Genomic DNA, 20059 nt, shown 5'->3' on the forward strand with positions numbered 1-20059 from the left:
ATGGAGAAGGTTCTCGTTCGCTCAAGTGGCGGAGTGGTGGTGCAGAGAAAGGGCTCTTCCTTCGAAGTGCTCCTTATCCGTAAACGAGGTTCTCCCTTCTGGACGCTTCCCAAGGGGCATCTTGAGGGAGGAGAAAGTGAGGAAGCTGCAGCGCTGCGAGAGGTTGCCGAAGAGACGGGATGTGTTCCCCGCCTGGGCCCAAGGATTGGAGAAATTGCCTTCACCTATGAGCGCAACGGACGGCTTTTTGAGGAACACGCCGCCTTCTACCTCATGGAGGCGATGACCCGGGGTTCCCTCCCTCCACAGGATGAGGTCGAGGAGGTTCGGTGGGTTGACCTCGCTCAGGCGCTGGACTTACTCCACTATGAGAATGAGCGGGGCATCCTGAAGAGGGCTCAGGAGTACCTTGAGGCTCAGAGAGCAAATTTTTAGCGAATTTTCTCCCCGACCGTGACAAAACCCTTGACAGTGCGCTAAAATACTGGCAAAAGAGAAAAAGCCTTGTTTCGTCCTGAAGAGGACGACATGGGGTTGTGTGGGAGTTGCACAGAAGGTGCAAGGAGGTTTCCGGGTGGAACTTTTGAAGATTTCGTCCCGAACCAGGCCGGCAGCTTTAGCCGGGGCGCTGACGGGAGCCATTCGGGAGCATGGGCGGGCAGAAATGCAAGCAGTGGGAGCAGGTGCGGTGAACCAGGCAGTGAAGGCTATTGCCATTGCTCGGGGGTACCTTGCTCCAAGTGGTATTGACCTTGTCTGTATCCCGGCTTTCGTGGACGTGAAAATTGACGATTCGGAAAAAACGGCGATACGCTTCATCGTACTTCCGGCTTAAAATTCATTTTCAGGAAAAGGAGGTTTGGGGAGGATGAACAAGCAGGAACTGGTGGGTACTCTTGCGGAGGAGCTCAAAAAGGAGGGTATGGCTATCACCAAAAAGGACACTGCTCGCATCGTGGATACAATGCTTGAGGTTATCCAGAACGCTCTGCGGAAGGGTGAGAAGGTCCAGCTTGTGGGGTTTGGAACCTTTGGGGTGAAGAAGAGAGCAGGACGCAGGGGGAGAAACCCGCAGACTGGGAAGGAGATCCATATCCCTGAAACGAAAGTACCTTTCTTCCGTCCAGGAAAGCTCCTGAAGGAAGTCGTGAAGTGACGGCAATCCTCCACAGGGAAAGCTCTTTTCCCTGTGGGGGTCTCTTGTGTTTGTGGTGTTTCCCGAGTATACTCTTGAGAGTAGAGGTGCGCCCGTAGCTCAACAGGATAGAGCGTCGGCCTCCGGAGCCGAAGGTTGTGGGTTCAATTCCCGCCGGGCGCACCAGTTTTTTGGGGTTTTCGGCGAGAGCGCCTCTCTGTCTTTATCGTACTCCCTCTGCGGGATGTTGCCACCGGGTTTTTCTCAAGAACGAATGAAGTGGCTTTTGGGCATGGTCCATGGTACAATTTCCCCAGAGCCTGGAGTCGCTTCAGGGGCACCGGGTTTTGAAGGGTGGGAGTACTACGGGTTCGGCTTGGGAACGGCACAATCTCCCCGGAGGGACCTTGCTGTGGCGCCTGGGGAAGCGCGTACTTGCACCGTATTTCCTCAGTTTTCCCCTTGAGGTAGAGGGTGAGCTACCCCCTCCGCCTTTCCTGCTTGTTGCCAACCACCTCAGCGCTCTCGACCCCTTTCTCATTGACGCCCTTGTTCCATACCCGATTGTCTGGGTGGCCAACCGGCTGATTTTCGAGCACCCCTTTCTCGGTCCTCTGATCCGTGCCGTGGGCGCCATTCCCAAAAGAAAAGCCCTGCCCGACTGCCGCGCGGTCCGGGGTATCTTCCGGGTGCTGGAGAGAGGAGGAGTGGTGGGGCTTTTCCCTGAAGGAGGAATTCCCTGGAACGGGGTGAACCGGGGAGTGACTCCAGCAACGGAGAAACTCCTTGCCCGGCTCCAGGTTCCGGTGGTTTTCGCCCACATCCAGGGAGCCTGGATGCGCAAACCCCTCTGGGCAGACCACTCTCGCAGGGGTCCGGTGTTCATTCGCTTTACCCTCACCGCCTGTGGCTCTCTCCCGTCTTTCTGGCATTCTGAGTGGGAGTGGCAGAAGCGTCACCGGATTTCCTTTCAGGGGGAAAGACGGGCTGAGGGCATTGAACGGGTGGTGTTTTTCTGCCCCGCCTGTGGGAGGTTCCGCAGCATCATCGGGAAGGGGAACGAGGTGCTCTGCCTTTCCTGTCACAGGAAGTGGACCATCGATGCGTATGGCTTCATCGATGGGCTCACCCAGGAGGAATTCACCGCAAACCAGGAAAGTCTCCTTGGTGCTTTTTGCGAACACACCCCTGAAATCGTGTTCCCGAAGGTCCTCGTAACGGAGCGAACCTACCCTGGAGGGGCACTTCGGAGTTTTTCCTTCGGTCCGGTTGTGGTGAACCGGGAAGGACTGCTTGTCCGGGGGAAATTCTTCCCGTTCTCTGAGATTCGCGGTGAGAATACCTTTCTGAAGAAGGTTTTTGAGTACACCTCTGGCAGGCACCTCATACGCTTCCACTTGGAAAAAGACGCTTTCTTGCTTCTGAGTCTTGTGCGGTTGCGGAAAGGCGATGTTGTCCGGTGCCTTTCCTCGCCTTCCCTCCGTTGACTTTTCCTCGCTTTGTGCTATAGTTTCTGTAAAAGGTGCGTCGAAAGACGATGAAGGGGAGTAGTAGGGGAGTCTGAAGAGGTGCAGAGAACCGGGGAAGGTGGAAGCCGGTCCTCTTCTTCCCTGAATCCGCCCTGGAGTTGTGGGTACGAACGGGAGTAGTGCCCAACGCGCTTTAGGCGCGTTAGCGTTTTGAGGGTGGGCAACCACCGAAGAAGGGTGGCACCGCGGGAGAGCTCTCGCCCCTTGGGCGAGAGCTTTTGTTTTCTGGAGGAGAGACACAATGGAAGTTCCCGAGGTTCCCCAGTACCTTCTGGGGACAGAAAAGGAGGTTTTCCTCTGTCCCTTCCCCGTGGCCTGGGGACGAGAGGCGATGGTAGTCAGCTGCTTTTCTCCGGGAGATACGGTGGTGTGTCTGGTCTCTGGGGAAAGGGGAGAACACTGGGTCAGGGTTGCCGAGGGCTTCGGGCTTTCGGTCATCCGCCTTGAGGGATATGGAGGGAAGCCTCCACAGGTGGAGGACCTTTATCTCCTCTTTGAGGCCGAGAAGGCAAGCTCCATCAAAGGGGTGTTCGTCACCCATGTGGGGAGGGAGGAGCCTTTCGCTGTTGAGCTTGAGGCTCTGGGAAGGGTGTGCAGGTCTTTTGATGTGCTGTACGCCCTTGATGTGAGCGAGTCCTTTGGGGTTTTCCCCCTGTCCCTGGACGAAAGCGCTGTGGATGTGGCGGTGGTGGAGAGTCCGTTGCTTTCCAGGAACCGTTCACTCCTTGTTGTGGGGGAAAAGACCTGGAGGGCGAAGCCTTCAGCTCGCTGCCCCCTTTTTGATGGTGCATGGCATGGCGGCTTTCCCTTCGGTGACTTGTCTGAGGTTCCCTGAAGGAGTTGTGGAGGACGAGGTCCTTCTGGCCCTTGAGCGAGAAGGCATATGGAGCGGGAAGGTGGCAAAAAAAGGACAGAACCATCTGGGTGCGACACGGTGATGCCCTGAAGGTTGCTGAAACCCTGGGACTCTGCTTTTTGTCCTTGGAGAGGTCCTGAGAGGCAAGGGCCAGAAGGTGAATATTTCGACCATTCTTGCGGGAGTGGAGGTGGACTGGAGTGGCTGAAACCATTCGTATTCTCTGTGCCCATGGGGTTCCGGAGGACATGGTCAAGCGGCTTTCTGAAGAAATTGGACCGGTGGAGGTACTCTCCTCACACGATGAGGAAGAAATTCTCCAAGCCATTCAGGATAAGGATGTTTTTGTCGTCCGTTCCAAACCCCAGGTGACTGCCCGCATCATCGAAAATGCCCCAAGGCTCAAGGTTGTTGCCCGTCCTGGAGTGGGAACGGATAACATCGACAAGAGGGCCTGCGAAGCTCGAGGCATTCAGGTCATCAATACTCCCGAAGCTTCGGCTTCAAGTGTTGCCGAACTCACTGTGGGACTGGCCATCGCCCTTCTGCGCCATCTGTACCTCACCTGTGCGTTCCTGAAAGAGGGGAAGTGGGCCAAGGGCCAGTACACGGGGAAGACCATCGAGGGGAAAACCTGGGGGGTTGTGGGCTTTGGCAGTATCGGCCGAAGGGTAGCGGAAATCGTGAAGGCCATGCGGGCGGAAGTCCTCGCCTACGACCCGTATGTTCCGGAAGAAGAATTCACCCGGCGGGGAGTCAAACGAGCCTTCCGGCTTGAGGAGCTCCTTGAGCGAAGCGACATTGTCTCGCTCCATGTGGTCTTAAATAGTGAGACCACGGGTCTTTTCTCTGAAGAGATGCTCCGGAAGATGAAAAAAGGTGCGTACCTCATCAACACCTCGCGGGGGAAGGTAATCGACCAGAAGGCTCTCCTTCAGGTGCTTCGGGAAGGACACCTTGCCGGTGTGGCTCTGGATGTATACGAAACCGAGCCACCTCAGGACCTTGAGCTTCTCACCCATGAGAACGTCATCTGCACGCCCCATATTGGGGGAAGCACCGAGGAAGCGTTCCTCAACGCCACGGAGGTTTTGGTGAATAAACTCAAGGCGCTGTTTCGCCTGGGAGAGGGGGTTCCAATCGGGTACTGATGGAAAAGCCCTTTGAAGTCCTCGACCACACTGCGGATATCGGTCTTGTAGCCTGGGGAAGGTCCCTGGAGGAGCTTTTCGCGAACGCCGCGCTGGGAATGTTTTCTCTTATCGGGGCGTTAGAAAAGGTAGATGGGGGGTTCACGGCAGAAGTTGCCGTTGAGGGAAGCGACTACGAGGACCTTCTTGTGACCTGGCTCAATGAGCTGCTCTACCTTTTCGAAGCTGAGGAAGTGCTTCTCAAGGCCTTTGACATCCAGGAACTCGGGCAGTATTACCTCAGGGCTCGGGTTTCCGGAGAACCCCTGGACTTTGAGAGACACGAGCTTTTCCGGGTGGTGAAGGCCTGCACGTACCACGAGGTGAAAGTGGAGGAAGTTGAGCCAGGGCTTTTCCGGGCACAGGTATACTTCGATATCTGAAAGGAGGTTGAGCATATGGCTGAGTGGAGTGGGCCACTGCAGAAGATAGACGACTGGCGCTGGCGAATTCCCAAAGACTACAAACACGGCATGAAGGTTGAAGGAGTCATTTACGCCAGCGAGAAGATGATTAAGGCCATCCGGAAGGACCAGGCCCCGGAACAGGTGGCCAACGTCGCCTTTCTCCCGGGGATTGTGGGGAAGTCGCTGGCCATGCCCGATATCCACTGGGGGTATGGGTTCCCTATTGGGGGTGTGGCGGCCACCCTTTTCGGGGAAGGGGTGATTTCCCCGGGGGGTGTGGGGTTTGACATCAACTGTGGGGTTCGGGTAGTGAAGACGAACCTCACAAAAGACGAGGTTCTCCCTCGCCTTGAAAAGCTCCTTTCGGTTCTTTTCCGGAACATTCCCTCCGGTGTGGGTTCGGAGGGCAAGCTTTCCTTTTCACCAGCAGAACTCCGCAAGGTCATGACCCAGGGAGCGCAGTACGTGATTTCCCGGGGGTTTGGCTGGCCGGAGGACAAGGACCGCATCGAGGAAGGTGGGGCCATGGAGGGAGCTGACCCTGATGCGGTGAGCGACAAGGCTGTTGAGCGGGGGAAGGACCAGCTCGGAACTCTGGGTTCGGGGAACCACTTCCTGGAGATTGAGGTGGTGGAACGAATCTTTCGCCCGGACATTGCGGAAGTTTTCGGGCTCTTTGAAGGACAGGTCATCATCATGGTCCACACCGGTTCCCGGGGGTTTGGTCACCAGATCTGTACCGACTACCTCCAGAAGATGCAGAACGCCATGAACCGCTATAGTATCAAGGTTCCGGACCGGCAGCTCGCCTGTGCACCACTTGACTCTCCGGAGGGACGAGGGTACTTCGCGGCCATGGCCTCGGCGGCGAATTTTGCCTGGGCAAATCGCCAGCTCATCACCCACTGGATTCGCGAGTCTTTCGAAGAGGTTTTCGGGAAGTCAGCCCGGGCCCTTGGGATGGAGGTCCTGTATGACGTTGCTCACAACATCGCCAAGATTGAAGAACACGAGGTTGACGGAAAACGCCTGAAACTCTGTGTGCACCGCAAGGGGGCGACCCGAGCTTTTGCCGCAGGTCACCCTGCAGTCCCCGAGCGTTTCCGAAGCGTCGGTCAGCCCGTGCTCATCCCAGGGGATATGGGTACAGGGTCGTATATCCTGGTGGGGACGGAACTCGCCATGAGGGAAACCTTCGGGTCCACCTGTCACGGAGCCGGGCGGGTGATGAGCCGCTCTGAAGCCGATCGGACGTCCCGTGGCCGGGACATCGCCGCAGAACTCGAGAAGCAGGGTATTCTGGTTATGGCCGAGAGCAAGGCAACTTTGAGGGAGGAAATTCCCGAGGCCTACAAGGACGTGGGAGAAGTCGTTGAGGTTGTGGAGCGGGCAGGAATCTCGAAAAAGGTGGCCTACGCCCGACCTCTGGGAGTCATCAAGGGTTGAAGGAGAGAGTGACCATGCTTGACTGGAAGTGGGTGCGGGAACACCGGGAGGATGTCGCCGAGGCACTCAGGAAACGGGGCATGAGCACAGAGCTTCTGGACACCCTCTTTGCCCTTGACGAAAAGCGAAGGGTACTTCAGAGAGAAGCCGATGCCTTAAAACAGCGGAAGAATCAGCTGGCCAAGACCATCGGGGCCCTGAAGCGGGAAGGAAAAGACCCCGGGGCACTTCTTGCTGAAGGCGGGGAGATTTCCGAACGCCTCGAGTCCATCGACCGGGAACTTAAGGAGGTGGAGGAAGAGTGGAAGGAGAAGCTCCTCTTCCTCCCCAATATTCCCCACGAGAGCGTTCCGCTTGGGAATGGTGAAGAGGACAACGTGGAGGTTCGCCGGTGGGGGGAACCGAGGGAGTTCACCTTCCCTCCCCGGCCTCACTGGGAAATTGGGGAGACTCTCAACATCCTTGACTTTGAGCGGGGGGCGAAGATTGCCTCTTCACGTTTCACCGTCCTCAAGGGTGCAGGGGCGCTCCTTGAGCGGGCGCTCATCAACTTCATGCTCGACCTCCATACCTTAAAACACGGATACCGGGAGATTTTCCCGCCTTTCCTTGTGAACACGAAGACCATGACCGGGACAGGGCAGCTCCCGAAGTTCTTTGACGACCTCTACCACTGTCAGGATGACCTTCACCTCATCCCCACTGCAGAAGTTCCGGTGACGAACCTCCACGCTGATGAGATCCTCGAAGAGGACGACCTTCCCATCTACTATGTGGCCTACAGCGCCTGTTTCCGACGGGAGGCAGGTTCTTACGGGAAAGACGTTCGGGGGCTCATCCGCCAGCACCAGTTTAACAAAGTGGAGCTTGTGAAGTTTGTCCACCCCGATACCTCGTACGATGAGCTTGAGGAACTCGTGCGGGATGCGGAAGAGGTACTTGAGCTTTTGGGGCTTCCCTACCGGGTGGTGACCCTCTGCACCGCTGATTTGGGCTTTGCTGCGGCGAAAACGTACGATATCGAGGTGTGGTTGCCGTCTCAGGGGAGGTACCGGGAGATTTCTTCCTGCAGTAACTTCGAGGACTTCCAGGCCCGCCGGGCCAACATCCGTTTCCGTTCGTACACGGGAAAGCTCCACTACGTGCACACTCTGAACGGTTCAGGTCTTGCGGTGGGGAGGACACTTGTGGCGATTCTTGAGAACTACCAGCAGGAAGACGGAACGGTTGTTGTGCCTGAGGTGCTCCGCCGGTACATGCATGGCATCGAAATCCTCACCCCGGAACTTGAGGTGAAGTAGATGGAGCGACTCGGTATTGGCATCGTGGGTTTTGGCTTTATCGGGAGGGTCCACGCTCTGGCGTTTTCGGCCCTCCCTTTTTACTACAGTGATCTTCCCTTTCTCCCCGAGATTCGGGGCATCTGCACTTCCCGGGAGGAGACGGCGAAAAAGGCGAAAGAGGAGACCGGGATTCCTTTTGCCACCCATCGTGTTGAGGAGCTCCTTGAAAGGGAAGACATTGACGTTGTCGTGGTGGCCACACCCAATGCTCTTCACCTTCCGGTTGTGGAACAGGCTGCAAAGGCACAAAAGCACATCTACTGCGACAAACCCCTGGCGCTCAACCTCAGGGAAGCCGAGAGGATCCAGGAAATCGTGACGCAAAGCCGTGTGGCCTTCGGGATGGCCTTTCAGAATCGTTTCGTTCCTGCAATCCTGCGGGCAAGAGAACTCATAAACGAGGGGTTTCTGGGTGAGGTGGTCCGGGTTCGGGCCCAGTACCTCCATTCAGGGTACAACGACCCCCGGCGTCCTATGAGCTGGCGTCTCCGGAAAGACCTTGCGGGAGGCGGTGCCCTGGCTGATCTGGGGTCACACCTCATCGACCTTGTCCATTACCTTCTGGGAGCATTTGTGGTGACGGGAGCCCGGGGGAAGACCTTCATCACGAAGCGCCCCAGAAATCCTGAAGGGGAAGACTTCGAGGAGGTTCTTGTTGATGACTGGGCAGAGGTCTCTGGAGTCCTTGCAAACGGTGCGCCGTTGACTATTGAGGCCAGTCGCTTCGCCACGGGAAGCTGCGACGAGCTGCGTCTTGAGATTGAAGGAATGGAGGGTGCCGTCCGTTTCAATTCGATGCAGCCGAATTTCCTTGAGGTTTACGATGCTCGGGAGAGAGGCGGTCCATACGGGGGGAACCGGGGATTCAAGCTCATTGAATCAGTCCATCAGTACCCCTACCCGAATCGCATTCCCGGGAAATTCGCCATCGGTTGGGTTCGCCCGCACATTGCCTGTGCCCACGATTTCCTTTTGCGGATTGCCGGACAACCTTCCCTTGGGGCAACTGTTGCGGATGGGGTTTTCGTTCAAAGGGTGCTTGAGAGTGCCTACGCCCTTTCGGGGTATTGAAGGCATGAGGTTTCCATGGTATACTACCCCTGTCCTGGAGAGGTGGCCGAGTGGCTGAAGGCAATCGCCTGCTAAGCGATTAGGCGGACGAAAATCCGCCTCGAGGGTTCGAATCCCTCCCTCTCCGCCAGAGCTCCGAAGGAGGAACCATGCGCAGCTACAGGAAGGAACTCTGGTTCAACATCCCCACGCGACGGGCCTTCGTGAACATCACCCCCCTCCTTGAAGACTGTGTCCGCGAAAGCGGCATCAAGGAAGGGCTTCTTTTGTGCAATGCCATGCACATCACGGCGAGCGTCTTCATCAACGACGACGAAGAAGGGCTGCACGAGGATTTCGAGCGGTGGCTTGAGAAGCTTGCCCCTGAAAAGCCCTATGAGCAGTACCGCCACAACGTCGGCGAGGACAACGCCGATGCCCACCTCAAGCGGACCATTATGGGACGGGAAGTGGTCATTGCCATCACTGAAGGAAAACTCGACCTTGGTCCCTGGGGGCAGGTGTTCTACGGAGAGTTTGACGGGAAGCGCCCCAAGCGGGTGCTAGTGAAAATTCTCGGGGAATAGGACCCTGACATGCTGAAAAAAAGCCCTTCTGTGCTACAATGACGGAAAAGGGAGGAAGGGGGGAGTACTCGTGGCCATTTCGAGGTTCCTCGAGGAGAATCGGGTGAGCATGTCCCTGGCGGTGCTTGCGGTTGTTTTCGTGATTCTTGCCGTGGTCTTCTCTATCTCGGCCATGGTTTCTGCAGTGCAACTCCAGGTGGGAGCTACCGCTGGGGCTGTGGCAGGAGTGGCGGTCTTTGGTATCCTCAGCGCCATCTTTCAGCTTCTTGTTCTCTACCAGTGGTCCCGGGCCATCAACACCAATGTAACCAATACCCGGGATGTTTTCCTGAACCTCAAGGACCATCTGGAGGACCCTCTCCGGGGGGAGATAGGATTTTTCGCCAACCGGAGTGAGGAGTTCATCGTGCAGACCTGGCCGTTCTGGGTCTACCTTGTGTTCTATGTCATTGGGCTCTTCACCGGGGTGTACGCCATCGTCTTCAACATCCTGGCGTTCATCTTTCTTGCCGTGTACCTCTCCTTTGTGTTCCGTTCCATCGGGAAGCTCTCCGACCTTAAGGACAAGCTCTACCAGTACCTTGAGGACAAATACGGTGTCCGCCTCACCGGAAGGGTCTTCCGGGTCCCGCGGCGAAGCATTGCTCTTTTCATCATCCTGGGTATCATCACCTTTGCCATTTACTGGCTGTACCTTCTTGTGAAGCTCTCAAGCGAAATCAACCAGTACCTTTCTACCGATGAGACCCTCCGGCGGGAAGTCGAGGAAGCGCTGAGCCGGGTTTCCTGATGCTGTATCCGGTTATCGTCTTCAACCTGGTGTTCTTTGTGGCCACCGTGGCAAGCGGTGGCTTTACTCTTCCTAACCTCTTGCGCCTTGGGGCCAAATATGGACCGCTCATTGCCTCAGGAGAGTGGCAGAGGCTCCTCATCTGCATTTTTCTCCACGGAAATGTCTGGCATCTCTTCTTCAATACGTACGCTCTCTTCCAGCTTGGGCGGCTTGTCGAGGGCATTTACGGGTACCGGAAGTTCTTCGTGGCCTATGTACTCTCTGGGCTTTCAGGGAGTTTCCTCTCGTACCTTGTGAATTTCCGCCAGATTGGCGTGGGAGCGAGTGGGGCCATCTTTGGTCTTGCGGGACTCCTTTTTGCCGGAGGACTCAAGTACCGGAATACGTCGCTGCATCGCCTCGGCATGGGCATTCTCCCTTTCATTTTCATCAACCTTCTCATTGGCTTCACCTTTCCGGCAATCGATAACGCTGCCCATGTGGGTGGGCTTCTCGCTGGTATGGGCCTTGGGTGGGTTCTTGCTCCCGGGTTTTCGGGGCTTTCCTGGAAACGATGGGGGGAACGGTTGCTCTACGGGGCCTGTATTGTTTTTGTGGCTTTGAGCGTTGCTACCTTTTTCCTCCCGGGTCTTTCACAGCGTGCCGTTTCTCTGGAGGGCGTGATCGCTTTCCACAACCGGGTTCGGGATATCCTCGTGACCATTGAGGGTGGGGAGGTCCCTTCTCGCTATGCTGTGGAGTCCCTGCACCCTCCTGACCGGGAGGCCCGGAAAATCAAGGAGCTTCTCAAGCGGTTCCTTGAGGAGGGAAATGGAGAGCGCCTTGAAGAGGTTGAGGAGGTGTTCCTCCGGTGGCGGAGGAGTGTCCTGAAAAAGTACGAGGGCATTGTCTTTGAGCGAGAGTCCGAATGATGTGGCTTCTCCTTGCAGTGCTTGCCCTTGGTTTCCTTGTGGGGAGGCTGGTGCGGTCCGGTCTGGCTAGAAGAACAGGGAAAACCCTGAGCACCGTGGGGCTTTTGTTCCTGCTTTTTGCCATGGGGGTTCGCCTGGGGCAGGAGGAGTTCCTGCGGATGAAGCTGGCTTCTTTCGGTCTTTCGGCGCTGTCTCTGGCTTTCGCTGCAGGGGCTGGAGCGGTGGTTGTTGCAGGCCTTGCGGAACGAATGGTGAGAAAGAGGAAACGGCTGTGATTGGCATTGTGCTCAGTCTGGGTGCAGGAATACTGTTCGGTTTTTCCGGCCTTTTCCCCTCCACTCTTGAAGGCTTTCTGGAGCGATGGATTGACGTTTCCCTCTATGTGCTCGTTTTCGGCGTGGGGATGGAGCTTGCGTGGGAGAGCAAAGCCCTTGAGGAGATTCGGTCGCTGGGATTGCGGGTATTCCTCCTGCCGCTTGCGGCCATGGTTGGAAGTCTTTCTGGGGCGGCATTCGTTGCGCTTTGTTCTCCGATGACTCTCAGGGAGTGCCTCGCCGTGACTTCGGGGTTTGGCTGGTATTCTCTTTCGGGGGTCCTTCTGGCTCGCTTGGGGAATCCCTCTCTGGGACTTTTCGCCTTTGCCACCAACGTCTTCCGGGAAATTCTCACCCTTGTGAACCTCGAGTGGGTGTATCGGGTCTTCGGGGGATGGGCGGCGGTGGCCCTGGGCGGCGCAACGAGTATGGACACAACCCTTGGGGTGCTCTCACGGGTCAGCGGGGGGAAACTCGTCCCCCTTGGGGTGGTGAGTGGGGTACTGCACTCCCTCTGCGTGGCTCCGTGCGTGATGTTTTTCTCAAGGTTTCTGTAGGGCTGTGTGTTTTCGCGCCCCTATGAGGGGTCTGCACACGCGCGGTTTTTGCCCGCCCTCTTTGCCTGGTAGAGGCAGCGGTCGGCTCTGTCGAGAAGGGAGTCGGCGGAGTCGCCTGCATTTGCAGTGGCAACCCCAATGCTTACGGTCACTGTTTGAAATGGAAAGGCGGTGTGTTCCACAGCCTGCCATGTTCTTCGCCTTTACTCGTTATGACTCAGGATACCAAGCAATGCTCGCTTGTTGTAGATTCTCCCTGAGGAACTGCGCGAGTTTCCTGAATGCCTGGGCCCGGTGGCTCACGCGGTTTTTGACTTCCGGGCCGAGTTCGGCGAAGGTCTTCTCAAAGGGTGGGAAGACGAAAACCGGATCGTACCCGAATCCCCGGTCTCCCCGAGGTTCTTCAGCGATGAAGCCCTCGCAGGTTCCCTCAAAAACCTTTTCTCCCCCCGGCCATACCAGGGCGACAACGCACACGAAACGGGCAGTGCGCTGTGCGCGAGGAACGCCCTGGAGCTTTTGCAAAAGAAGCTCGATGCGCTCACGCTGGGAAAGCCCGGGCCCTCCAAAACGGGCAGAATACACCCCGGGAAGCCCTCCTAAAGCATCGACTTCAAGCCCTGAATCTTCTCCAGCTGAAAGCAGTCCCGTTTTTTCAAACCCTGTCCGGGCTTTGATAAGGGCATTCGCCAGGTATGTTTCCCCGGTTTCTGCAACGTCACCGATATCGGCAACGTCGTAGATGCTCTTTGCCTCGATGCCGAAAGGTCTGAGGATGTCCTGTATCTCGACGAGTTTTCCTGTGTTTTTCGTGACAACGTACACCGTGGGTCTCATGGAAGGCCCCGATCGAGGAGTTTCCGCTCCAGAGTCAGGATTTCCTGGATGCCCCTCTGGGCAAGGTCGAGGAGGGCATTCAGGGTCTCCCGGGAGAAAGGCTCCTTTTCGGCTGTTCCCTGGACTTCCACGAGTTTTCCGCTTCCGGTCATCACCACGTTCATATCCACCTGAGCCACAGAGTCTTCCTCAAAGTTGAGGTCAAGGAGCATTTCGCCGTTCACGATGCCCACGCTCACCGCAGCAAGGTAGTCCCGCACGATACCCCGTTCCGGGAGCGTTCCCCGATCAAGGAGGTTCCACAGGGCATCCACGAGGGCTATGAAGGCGCCGGTTGTGGCCAGCGTCCGCGTCCCTCCATCGGCCTGAATGACGTCGCAGTCCACAAGGATGGTCCGCTCTCCGAGTTTTTCAAGGTTCACCACCGAACGCAGGGCTCTTCCGATGAGGCGCTGGATCTCATGGGTCCGCCCACCGATTTGCCCTTTCACAGCGTCCCGGATGTTCCGGGTTGTGGTGGCACGGGGGAGCATAGCATACTCGGCGGTAATCCAGCCCTGGCCCGTGTTGCGGAGGAACTGGGGTACCCGGTCTTCGACGGATATGGCGCACACAATACGGTTATTCCCCGCTTCGATGAATACGGACCCTTCGGCGTACTTCAGGTAGTTTCGCACAACGCTGATTGGCCGGAGTTCATCTGGTCGCCGCCCATCGCTCCGCATGGATGTCCTCCCTTTGAGATACTGTCCGAGTTCCTGAAAACTACTGAACTTTTGCAATGATGCGCTCGTCCCTTCGCAGAGGCGCAGAAATGTCGATGTGACCGCAGAGGGTTTGAGTTTCTTTCCCATCGATGAGGATTTTCACCGCTTCGATTTCGGGAAAGGCGGTCAGGGTGTCCACAATGGCGTACACGCTCAGGAATTCCTGCGACGCTCCCCCTGACTGGTTTTTCGCCATCTCAGCGCTGAGGTCGACGTAAGCCGTTCTCCCTTCCACAAAGACAGCATTGAGACGGGTTCCGGAGGGCAGGGCGTTGAAGAGGTCTTTGTTCTCCGGACCCTTCAAGAGCTCCCCGATCACCCGTTCCATCCACCGTTCGTCTTTTGTAATCCGTCTCTTCTCCCCTACTAAAGCAGTGAAGTCGGCGTTGGCGAAGTACACCACAACCTCCATCTCCTCTCCGCGGGGGATGAAAATCCCGGTGGGACGGGGGGTTTCGGAAGGAGGCTGGCGGAAGAGGCGCAGAAGCATCTCGCTTCCGTACACCACACCGAAGAAGAGGAGCACCCCAAGCAGGATGTAGAGAAGCGCTTGCCAGGAGAACGTCCGCTTTTTCCGTCTCTTTTTCTTCGTCCTGTATTTCCACTCCTCCATGGTTTTCTATCCTCCAAGGAGCTTGGCAAGCTCGGGGCTTTTCGCAAAGGCCTCTATGGCATCGGCAATCCCCCGGGCGATACGGTCCTGGAAGGAAGGCGAGGCGAGTTTCTTCGCTTCACCGGGGTTACTCAGAAACCCGACCTCTACGAGGCATGCCGGATAGAACATGTGACCGAGAACCACAAGAGGCGCTTCCTTCACTCCCCGGGCAGTAAGGCCGGTCTGACTGGCGACACGCTGCACCACAAGGTCTCCCAGTTTGGCGCTCGCCTCACGGCTCTTCAGGTAGTAGGCCGAGGTGTAGATGGAATTGAGTTTCTCGAGGTTTTCAGAAAAGGTTGTTTGCTCGGCAAGAAAGGGGGCATTTTCCCGCTGGGCCACATCGAGTGCTCCTTCGCCCCGGGGCTTCGTCCCTCCCACAAAGACCTCGATACCGCTTGCTTTTGGGTTTGGTGAGGCGTTGCAGTGGATGCTCACAAAAGCAAAGGGGTTTTTGCTGTTGGCCAGGCGGTACCGGTCGTCAAGAGTGGGATAGGTGTCATCCTCCCGGGTCATGTACACCTCGTATCCCCGGGCCCTAAGGATATCCCGCACTCTTTTTGCGATTTCAAGGACGATGGTTTTCTCCTGGTACCCGTTGTGGACACATCCCGGGTCGTTCCCCCCGTGTCCTGGGTCGAGCACCACGACGTTACGGTTGATGACCTCGAAAGAGGGACTGGGTGTGGGAGAGAACGCGGGTGTGGGGGATGGACGTGGTGAAGGAGAAGGCTTCGGAGAAGGGGATGTTACCGGAGAGGGAGGAACCTCCTCGGTGACCTCCACAAGGCTCCTCAGGTCAAAGTATGCCCGGGGGTTTCCTCCATTGAGCTTTCCCTCCCGAACCTGAATGGCCCCCCGGAAGGCGATGTTCGCCTCGACCTGCCCGTTCTTCTCCTCAAGCGTTATGGTCCCCACCCGTGGGTCGTTGACGGCAATGGGAGAGGCGACGTTCCCAAGGCTACAGTTGCGGAAGAGAATGGTCACGGTGTTCCTCTCCCGGTCAATCTGGGAGGTGAAGGGAGGAACGCTACCCTGGAAGTCAAAGGTGATCCGGGTGCGCATTTCCTCATTGTACGAGGAAAAGCGAACGCCCGAAAGAATCGGTGCCCCAGCCCTGGGAGATGGGGCAAGTTGAGGGGCCTCTGGGGTGGGAGTTTCCTGCGTTCTTGTGGAGATGCGAAAGCCAAAAAGCTCGGCAAGAAGAGGGAGGGAGAGGTAGAGTTTGTTGTTCTCCACAAAGACTTTCCCCTCTAAGGGAACCTCCCGGTTGTCGGTAATCGCAACGCCCTTGTCCAGGGAGAGCACCCAGGAGGTTTTGCCGAATTTCAGGTTTGCTTTGTTCATGATGGGGGAGTAGTAAGCAACCCCCCCGATGTCCCGAAAAAGGTCTTCAACGGCGACGTAGAGCGTACCACCCCGGGAGACAACCCGGGCTCCGCTCTGGATACGCTCCCCGTTAACGGTGATGACCATCTGAGCTTCGCCCAGAGCTCCAAAGGCAAAAAGGACCAGAGCACTAAAAAGGAGGGATATCGTCAGCAGTTTCTTCATTGCCCTCAAGCGGGATGTCTTCGAGGTCCCCCAGGGGTTCTCCGCTCTCTTCATCGGAGAAGGTCCCAAAACGCTCCACATCGATGTCTTGTGAGAAGTCGATGATGTCCTGGTCGCTTGAAGCTGCACCCCGGGGAGCACTGAGGAACTGGATGTTTTCAGCCCGGATTTCGTAGGAAGTGCGTTTCCCACCATTTCGGTCTTCCCAGGAGCTGGAACGGAGGGCGCCCACAACCGCAACCCTGCTCCCCTTGTGGAGGTAACGGGCACAGAGCTCAGCGAGTTTGGACCAGGCAGCGACCGTGATGTAGGTAACCTCTTCAACCGGGCCGCTCTTCCCCTGGTACCGCCGATTCATGGCCATTCGGAAGCGGCAGACTGGTGTCCCCTGAGGGGTGTACCGGAGTTCGGGGTCCTTGGTGAGGTTTCCGATGCCGAAAAAATAGTTAATATCTCTGGCCATGTATCGATACCCCCATTCGTGTTCTCCCTTTTGAGTTTAGCACAGGGAGGGGCGAAGGGAAAAGACTCTCTCCGAAATTTCCTCCTGGTGTTTGGATAGCGGTTTTTTGGGCTTTCTCCAGGGTGGGGGTGACGTTTTTGTCTTCCCCTCGACGGATGGAAAAGCTTTTTGTAGAATTAGGGAAGGGGTGATGGAGCTGGCTCGCGAGGCACAACTCCGGCGGACGACAAAAGAGACCGAAGTGGAGGTCTTTGTGAACATCGATGGTGCGCGACAGATCGACATTGTGCTCGATGTCCCGTTCTTCCCGCATCTCCTTGAGGCTCTGGCGTTCCACGCAGGGTGGGATCTTGTGCTCCGGGCCGAGGGAGACCAGAAACGTGTTGACAACCACCATGTTGTGGAAGATGTGGGAATAGTCCTTGGAGAAGCTCTACACCAGTGCCTTGCAGACAAAAAAGGTCTTCAGCGCTTCGGTTCGGCTTTCGTCCCCATGGACGAGGCTCTGGGGATGGCCGTGGTGGACCTCAGCGGGCGTCCCTACCTCGTTTACGATGTCCCTTCGTCTTTGGGGCCGAAGGTGGGGGATTTTGAGGTCGTCCTCCTTGAGGAGTTCCTCCGATCCTTTACCTCCTTTGCGCGTTTCACTCTCCATGCTAAAATATGGTGGGGGAAAAATGCGCACCATGCTTTTGAGGCGCTCTTTAAAGCTACTGGCCGGGCGCTGCATGAGGCAGTGCAGGTCCGGGGAGATGTCCTTCCGTCGACCAAAGGAATTCTGTAGGAGAGGATGGTTATGATCGCCATTGTGGATTACGGGATTGGCAATCTCCGCAGCATCGCCAAGGCCCTGGAGCGTCTTGGGAAAACTGTCGAGGTCACCAGCAACCCCGAGCGCCTTGGGGCTGCAGAAGCCATCATTCTTCCTGGTGTGGGGTCCTTTGGAGAAGCCATGGAGAATATGGAGAAGGGTCAGATTGTATCTGTTCTTCGCCAGATGTTTGACGACGGGAAACCCATTCTCGGCATCTGTCTTGGGTTGCAACTCCTCTTTGAACGGAGTCAGGAGGCCCCCAAAAAGAAGGGCCTTGCCCTGATCCCTGGAGAGGTGCGAAAGCTCCCCCCGACCACGAAGGTTCCTCACATGGGCTGGAACCGGATTTACTTCAAGCGGCAGGCGCCGCTCACCGAGAACATCCCCCAGGGGCGCTTTTTCTATTTCGCTCACTCGTTCTACGTCCTTCCTGAAGACGAGTCCTGTGTGGTGGGCATCTGCAACTACAATGTGACCATCCCGGTGGTGGTGAACGTCGGCAACCTTTGGGGTGTACAGTTCCATCCCGAAAAGAGTGCCACCTGGGGTATGAAATTCCTTGAGAACTGGGTGAGGAGCATCGATAGCAATGCTTCTTATTCCGGCAATTGACCTCTTCGCCGGGCGGGTAGTTCGTCTCACCCAGGGGGACTACCAGCGCCTTGAGGTCTACCACGATGACCCCCTCATCGTGGCAAAACAGCTTGAAGAAGAGGGAGCGCCTATGCTCCATGTGGTGGACCTTGAGGGAGCAAGGGCTGGGGAGCCCCGGAACTTCCCGAGTGTGGCAAGCATCGTGAAGAGTGTGCGCATTCCCGTCCAGGTGGGTGGAGGTATCAGGACGCTTGAAGTCCTTCGCCGTTATCTCGACCTTGGGGTGGCCTTCCCCGTGGTGGGGAGCGTCGTGGTGAAGGACCCGGAGACATTTGCGGAGATGCTCAAAGTGGGGGGCGAGCGCCTCACTGTGAGCCTGGATGTGCGGGATGGCGTACTTGCGGTTTCAGGATGGACCGAGGGGACGTCTCTGCGGGCTTCGGATCTTGCCCGGGAACTCCACGAAAGAGGTGTCACTCGTTTCATTCTGACCGATGTGACCCGGGATGGAACGCTTGAGGGCGTGGATGGTGAAAGCATCCGGAGGTTCATCGAGGACAGCGGGGTATCAGTAATTGTTGCTGGAGGTGTGCGGGGGATAGAGGACATTCTCCTTCTTCAGACCATCCCTGGAGTTTCTGGGGTTATTCTGGGGAAGGTGCTCTATACAGGTCGAGTGAGTTTCCGGGAAATCCTTGAGCGTGCAGGAGGAAGGCAATGTTAGCCAAGCGGATTATTCCCTGTCTTGACGTGAAGGAAGGTCGGGTGGTCAAGGGAGTCCACTTTGAGAACCTCAGGGATGTGGGTGATCCGGTGGAGCTGGCCAAGCGCTATGAGGAAGAGGGAGCAGATGAGCTGGTCTTCCTTGACATCACGGCGTCCTATGAGCAGCGCGAGATCATGATTCACGTGGCGGAAAAGGTCGCCGAGGTACTCACCATTCCTTTCACCGTGGGGGGAGGTATCGGAAGCGTCGAACACGTGAGCAAGCTCCTGAAAGCAGGAGCGGACAAGGTTTCCATCAACACCCAGGCGGTCTTAAATCCCAACCTCATCACCGAGCTTGCTGAGCGTTTCGGGAGCCAGTGTGTGGTGGTGGCGATTGACGTGAAGCGGACCTGGGACCGGATTACCTCCCGGAGCTACTGGGAGGTCTTCATCAACGGGGGAAGAACCCCCACAGGGAAGGATGCCATTGCCTGGGCGCAGCAGGTAGAACGGCTGGGTGCAGGGGAAATCCTCTTGACCAGCATGGACACCGATGGGACGCAATCGGGGTACGATATCAGTCTCACGCGGAAAATTGCCGAGAAAGTGAAGATTCCCGTTATTGCGTCTGGAGGAGCGGGAAAACTTGAGCATCTCGCCGCAGTTCTGCAGGAAGGTAAAGCCGATGCGGCGCTTGTAGCCTCGATTTTCCATTACCGTCATTACACCATTCCTGAGGCCAAGGCTTTCTTGCGGAAACGCGGTATCCCGGTGCGGATGGAGGATTGAATGGGCGTTTTTGAGGAGCTCCGCTTCGACGAACACGGGCTTATCCCCGCGGTAGTCCAGGATGCGGTCACGGGGAAAGTCCTCATGGTGGCCTACATGAACGAGGAGGCCCTTCGGAAGACCTTAGAGACACGAACCACCTGGTTCTACAGCCGGAGCCGAAAAACCCTCTGGCACAAGGGGGAAACAAGTGGCCACGTGCAGCATGTTGAGCGGGTCTATGTGGATTGTGACCGGGATTGCCTCCTCGTCCAGGTGCGGCAGGAAGGCGTGGCCTGCCACACGGGGTTTTTCTCGTGCTTCCACCGGATGGTTGAGGGGACAGAGATTTTAGAGCCCCGGGCATCCTGCCCTGCCTCGCCACTTCTGGCTTTCCTGGGGGATTTGTTCTCGATTATTGAGGAGCGGGCAAAGCACCCCTCTCCCTCCTCGTACACGGCGAGGCTTCTTGCCGAGGGGAAGGAGAAGATTCTCCGGAAAGTTGCCGAAGAAGCCACTGAGGTCCTTCTTGCCGCCTTTGAGGGAGAAGAAACCCGCAGGGACCACCTCCGGTATGAGGTGGCCGACCTCCTGTATCATCTCCTTGTCTTGCTGAAACACGAAGGCCTGACGTATGTCGAGGTCATGGAAGAGCTGAGCAGTCGGCATATCAAGGCTCAAGCGACCACATCCTGAGGTGATGCCCCTTTGCAAAGGAAAACCTGGAAAGCCCCCTTAGGGCTCCTTGTCGTTTTCTTGGTTCTGGAGTTTCTGGTCTCCT

Annotated in this window: 26 protein-coding genes, 2 tRNA genes and 1 other annotated feature; of the genes, 22 read left to right on the top strand and 6 right to left on the bottom strand. The window is 56.9% G+C overall.

Annotated elements, in window-relative coordinates:
- From ACPT9Q_RS07795 to ACPT9Q_RS07875, 17 genes are all read left to right on the top strand, one after another.
- The gene (locus tag ACPT9Q_RS07795) at positions 1-435 is read left to right on the top strand and encodes an NUDIX domain-containing protein (RefSeq protein ID WP_017873587.1); all 435 of its coding nucleotides are present in this window, start codon (positions 1-3) and stop codon (positions 433-435) included.
- 139 nt (positions 436-574) lie between these two features.
- Positions 575-835 (top strand): stage V sporulation protein S, encoded by a 261-nt coding sequence (locus ACPT9Q_RS07800; RefSeq protein WP_026137334.1) that lies wholly within the window; start codon positions 575-577, stop codon positions 833-835.
- Positions 836-868: 33 nt separating this feature from the next.
- The gene (locus ACPT9Q_RS07805) at positions 869-1156 is read left to right on the top strand and encodes an HU family DNA-binding protein (protein WP_017873589.1); all 288 of its coding nucleotides are present in this window, start codon (positions 869-871) and stop codon (positions 1154-1156) included.
- An 88-nt stretch (positions 1157-1244) separates the two neighbouring features.
- A tRNA-Arg gene (locus ACPT9Q_RS07810) sits at positions 1245-1321 on the top strand.
- 161 nt (positions 1322-1482) lie between these two features.
- On the top strand, positions 1483-2622 hold the full coding sequence (locus tag ACPT9Q_RS07815; protein WP_427365500.1) for a lysophospholipid acyltransferase family protein: 1140 nt from the start codon (positions 1483-1485) through the stop codon (positions 2620-2622).
- Between the two features lie 41 nt (positions 2623-2663).
- Positions 2664-2872: a binding site (T-box leader), on the top strand.
- 33 nt (positions 2873-2905) lie between these two features.
- Positions 2906-3499: a hypothetical protein gene (locus ACPT9Q_RS07820; protein WP_017873591.1), complete on the top strand. Its 594-nt coding sequence runs from the start codon at positions 2906-2908 to the stop codon at positions 3497-3499.
- A 221-nt stretch (positions 3500-3720) separates the two neighbouring features.
- On the top strand, positions 3721-4671 hold the full coding sequence (locus ACPT9Q_RS07825) for an NAD(P)-dependent oxidoreductase (protein ID WP_017873593.1): 951 nt from the start codon (positions 3721-3723) through the stop codon (positions 4669-4671).
- Positions 4671-5093 carry an archease gene (locus ACPT9Q_RS07830; RefSeq protein ID WP_017873594.1) on the top strand — a complete coding sequence of 141 codons (423 nt, stop codon included), beginning with the start codon at positions 4671-4673 and terminating at the stop codon, positions 5091-5093. The genes ACPT9Q_RS07825 and ACPT9Q_RS07830 overlap by 1 nt, the downstream gene beginning before the upstream one ends.
- A gap of 15 nt (positions 5094-5108) precedes the next feature.
- Entirely contained in the window at positions 5109-6563 is a 1455-nt protein-coding gene (locus ACPT9Q_RS07835; RefSeq protein ID WP_427365501.1) for an RtcB family protein, read from the top strand.
- Positions 6564-6577: 14 nt separating this feature from the next.
- Entirely contained in the window at positions 6578-7864 is a 1287-nt protein-coding gene (gene serS / locus ACPT9Q_RS07840) for a serine--tRNA ligase (protein WP_017873009.1), read from the top strand.
- Positions 7865-8977, top strand: a complete 1113-nt coding sequence (locus ACPT9Q_RS07845; protein ID WP_427365502.1) for a Gfo/Idh/MocA family protein — start codon at positions 7865-7867, stop codon at positions 8975-8977.
- A gap of 36 nt (positions 8978-9013) precedes the next feature.
- Positions 9014-9107 (top strand) — tRNA-Ser (locus ACPT9Q_RS07850).
- A 19-nt stretch (positions 9108-9126) separates the two neighbouring features.
- Complete coding sequence (locus ACPT9Q_RS07855) at positions 9127-9543, top strand: secondary thiamine-phosphate synthase enzyme YjbQ (RefSeq protein ID WP_427365503.1); 417 nt, start codon at positions 9127-9129, stop codon at positions 9541-9543.
- Between the two features lie 70 nt (positions 9544-9613).
- Positions 9614-10333, top strand: coding sequence for a DUF4234 domain-containing protein (locus tag ACPT9Q_RS07860; protein WP_427365504.1), 720 nt, complete (start codon positions 9614-9616; stop codon positions 10331-10333).
- Positions 10333-11247 carry a rhomboid family intramembrane serine protease gene (locus ACPT9Q_RS07865; protein WP_017873005.1) on the top strand — a complete coding sequence of 305 codons (915 nt, stop codon included), beginning with the start codon at positions 10333-10335 and terminating at the stop codon, positions 11245-11247. The genes ACPT9Q_RS07860 and ACPT9Q_RS07865 overlap by 1 nt, the downstream gene beginning before the upstream one ends.
- Complete coding sequence (locus tag ACPT9Q_RS07870; protein WP_427365505.1) at positions 11244-11522, top strand: LysO family transporter; 279 nt, start codon at positions 11244-11246, stop codon at positions 11520-11522. The genes ACPT9Q_RS07865 and ACPT9Q_RS07870 overlap by 4 nt, the downstream gene beginning before the upstream one ends.
- The gene (locus ACPT9Q_RS07875) at positions 11519-12118 is read left to right on the top strand and encodes a lysine exporter LysO family protein (protein ID WP_427365506.1); all 600 of its coding nucleotides are present in this window, start codon (positions 11519-11521) and stop codon (positions 12116-12118) included. Before ACPT9Q_RS07870 ends, ACPT9Q_RS07875 begins: the two co-directional genes overlap by 4 nt.
- A 20-nt stretch (positions 12119-12138) precedes the next feature.
- On the opposite strand, the gene ACPT9Q_RS07880 is transcribed toward ACPT9Q_RS07875, so the two are convergent.
- From ACPT9Q_RS07880 to ACPT9Q_RS07905, 6 genes are read right to left on the bottom strand one after another with little or no spacing between them, the layout of a single operon-like run.
- On the bottom strand, positions 12139-12300 hold the full coding sequence (locus tag ACPT9Q_RS07880; RefSeq protein WP_427365507.1) for a diguanylate cyclase domain-containing protein: 162 nt from the start codon (positions 12298-12300) through the stop codon (positions 12139-12141).
- Between the two features lie 28 nt (positions 12301-12328).
- Complete coding sequence (gene rdgB / locus ACPT9Q_RS07885; RefSeq protein WP_427365508.1) at positions 12329-12955, bottom strand: RdgB/HAM1 family non-canonical purine NTP pyrophosphatase; 627 nt, start codon at positions 12953-12955, stop codon at positions 12329-12331.
- Positions 12952-13680 carry a ribonuclease PH gene (gene rph / locus ACPT9Q_RS07890; RefSeq protein WP_017873001.1) on the bottom strand — a complete coding sequence of 243 codons (729 nt, stop codon included), beginning with the start codon at positions 13678-13680 and terminating at the stop codon, positions 12952-12954. Before rph ends, rdgB begins: the two co-directional genes overlap by 4 nt.
- Positions 13681-13720: 40 nt before the next feature.
- Positions 13721-14335: a GerMN domain-containing protein gene (locus tag ACPT9Q_RS07895; RefSeq protein WP_017873000.1), complete on the bottom strand. Its 615-nt coding sequence runs from the start codon at positions 14333-14335 to the stop codon at positions 13721-13723.
- A 6-nt stretch (positions 14336-14341) separates the two neighbouring features.
- On the bottom strand, positions 14342-15931 hold the full coding sequence (locus tag ACPT9Q_RS07900; RefSeq protein WP_427365509.1) for an N-acetylmuramoyl-L-alanine amidase: 1590 nt from the start codon (positions 15929-15931) through the stop codon (positions 14342-14344).
- Entirely contained in the window at positions 15897-16394 is a 498-nt protein-coding gene (locus tag ACPT9Q_RS07905; RefSeq protein WP_017872998.1) for a single-stranded DNA-binding protein, read from the bottom strand. Before ACPT9Q_RS07905 ends, ACPT9Q_RS07900 begins: the two co-directional genes overlap by 35 nt.
- Before the next feature lie 190 nt (positions 16395-16584).
- Here ACPT9Q_RS07905 and hisB point away from each other — a divergent pair, with 190 nt between their 5' ends.
- Genes hisB through hisIE form a run of 5 tightly spaced genes read left to right on the top strand, consistent with a single transcriptional unit; the run spans position 16585 to position 19974 of the window.
- Positions 16585-17178 carry an imidazoleglycerol-phosphate dehydratase HisB gene (gene hisB, locus ACPT9Q_RS07910; RefSeq protein WP_017872997.1) on the top strand — a complete coding sequence of 198 codons (594 nt, stop codon included), beginning with the start codon at positions 16585-16587 and terminating at the stop codon, positions 17176-17178.
- 12 nt (positions 17179-17190) lie between these two features.
- Positions 17191-17820, top strand: coding sequence for an imidazole glycerol phosphate synthase subunit HisH (gene hisH, locus ACPT9Q_RS07915; protein WP_017872996.1), 630 nt, complete (start codon positions 17191-17193; stop codon positions 17818-17820).
- The gene (gene hisA, locus ACPT9Q_RS07920; protein ID WP_427365510.1) at positions 17798-18526 is read left to right on the top strand and encodes a 1-(5-phosphoribosyl)-5-[(5-phosphoribosylamino)methylideneamino]imidazole-4-carboxamide isomerase; all 729 of its coding nucleotides are present in this window, start codon (positions 17798-17800) and stop codon (positions 18524-18526) included. The genes hisH and hisA overlap by 23 nt, the downstream gene beginning before the upstream one ends.
- Entirely contained in the window at positions 18520-19299 is a 780-nt protein-coding gene (gene hisF / locus ACPT9Q_RS07925) for an imidazole glycerol phosphate synthase subunit HisF (RefSeq protein ID WP_017872994.1), read from the top strand. The genes hisA and hisF overlap by 7 nt, the downstream gene beginning before the upstream one ends.
- On the top strand, positions 19300-19974 hold the full coding sequence (gene hisIE / locus ACPT9Q_RS07930) for a bifunctional phosphoribosyl-AMP cyclohydrolase/phosphoribosyl-ATP diphosphatase HisIE (RefSeq protein ID WP_017872993.1): 675 nt from the start codon (positions 19300-19302) through the stop codon (positions 19972-19974). It abuts the gene before it with no gap.
- The last annotated feature ends 85 nt before the right edge of the window (positions 19975-20059 follow it).

The sequence above is a fragment of the Candidatus Caldatribacterium saccharofermentans genome, assembly GCF_050267035.1.
Classification (GTDB): Bacteria; Atribacterota; Atribacteria; order Atribacterales; family Caldatribacteriaceae; genus Caldatribacterium; species Caldatribacterium saccharofermentans.

Excerpts from the sequence above, each read along its gene's own strand:
- ACPT9Q_RS07795 (WP_017873587.1), top strand. The coding sequence starts at position 1 with ATGGAGAAGGTTCTCGTTCGCTCAAGTGGCGGAGTGGTGGTGCAGAGA.
- ACPT9Q_RS07805 (WP_017873589.1), top strand. The coding sequence starts at position 869 with ATGAACAAGCAGGAACTGGTGGGTACTCTTGCGGAGGAGCTCAAAAAG.
- ACPT9Q_RS07820 (WP_017873591.1), top strand. The coding sequence starts at position 2,906 with ATGGAAGTTCCCGAGGTTCCCCAGTACCTTCTGGGGACAGAAAAGGAG.
- ACPT9Q_RS07830 (WP_017873594.1), top strand. The coding sequence starts at position 4,671 with ATGGAAAAGCCCTTTGAAGTCCTCGACCACACTGCGGATATCGGTCTT.
- ACPT9Q_RS07835 (WP_427365501.1), top strand. The coding sequence starts at position 5,109 with ATGGCTGAGTGGAGTGGGCCACTGCAGAAGATAGACGACTGGCGCTGG.
- serS (WP_017873009.1), top strand. The coding sequence starts at position 6,578 with ATGCTTGACTGGAAGTGGGTGCGGGAACACCGGGAGGATGTCGCCGAG.
- ACPT9Q_RS07845 (WP_427365502.1), top strand. The coding sequence starts at position 7,865 with ATGGAGCGACTCGGTATTGGCATCGTGGGTTTTGGCTTTATCGGGAGG.
- ACPT9Q_RS07855 (WP_427365503.1), top strand. The coding sequence starts at position 9,127 with ATGCGCAGCTACAGGAAGGAACTCTGGTTCAACATCCCCACGCGACGG.
- ACPT9Q_RS07865 (WP_017873005.1), top strand. The coding sequence starts at position 10,333 with ATGCTGTATCCGGTTATCGTCTTCAACCTGGTGTTCTTTGTGGCCACC.
- ACPT9Q_RS07870 (WP_427365505.1), top strand. The coding sequence starts at position 11,244 with ATGATGTGGCTTCTCCTTGCAGTGCTTGCCCTTGGTTTCCTTGTGGGG.
- rdgB (WP_427365508.1), bottom strand. The coding sequence starts at position 12,955 with ATGAGACCCACGGTGTACGTTGTCACGAAAAACACAGGAAAACTCGTC.
- rph (WP_017873001.1), bottom strand. The coding sequence starts at position 13,680 with ATGCGGAGCGATGGGCGGCGACCAGATGAACTCCGGCCAATCAGCGTT.
- ACPT9Q_RS07895 (WP_017873000.1), bottom strand. The coding sequence starts at position 14,335 with ATGGAGGAGTGGAAATACAGGACGAAGAAAAAGAGACGGAAAAAGCGG.
- ACPT9Q_RS07900 (WP_427365509.1), bottom strand. The coding sequence starts at position 15,931 with ATGAAGAAACTGCTGACGATATCCCTCCTTTTTAGTGCTCTGGTCCTT.
- ACPT9Q_RS07905 (WP_017872998.1), bottom strand. The coding sequence starts at position 16,394 with ATGGCCAGAGATATTAACTATTTTTTCGGCATCGGAAACCTCACCAAG.
- hisB (WP_017872997.1), top strand. The coding sequence starts at position 16,585 with ATGGAGCTGGCTCGCGAGGCACAACTCCGGCGGACGACAAAAGAGACC.
- hisH (WP_017872996.1), top strand. The coding sequence starts at position 17,191 with ATGATCGCCATTGTGGATTACGGGATTGGCAATCTCCGCAGCATCGCC.
- hisA (WP_427365510.1), top strand. The coding sequence starts at position 17,798 with ATGCTTCTTATTCCGGCAATTGACCTCTTCGCCGGGCGGGTAGTTCGT.
- hisF (WP_017872994.1), top strand. The coding sequence starts at position 18,520 with ATGTTAGCCAAGCGGATTATTCCCTGTCTTGACGTGAAGGAAGGTCGG.
- hisIE (WP_017872993.1), top strand. The coding sequence starts at position 19,300 with ATGGGCGTTTTTGAGGAGCTCCGCTTCGACGAACACGGGCTTATCCCC.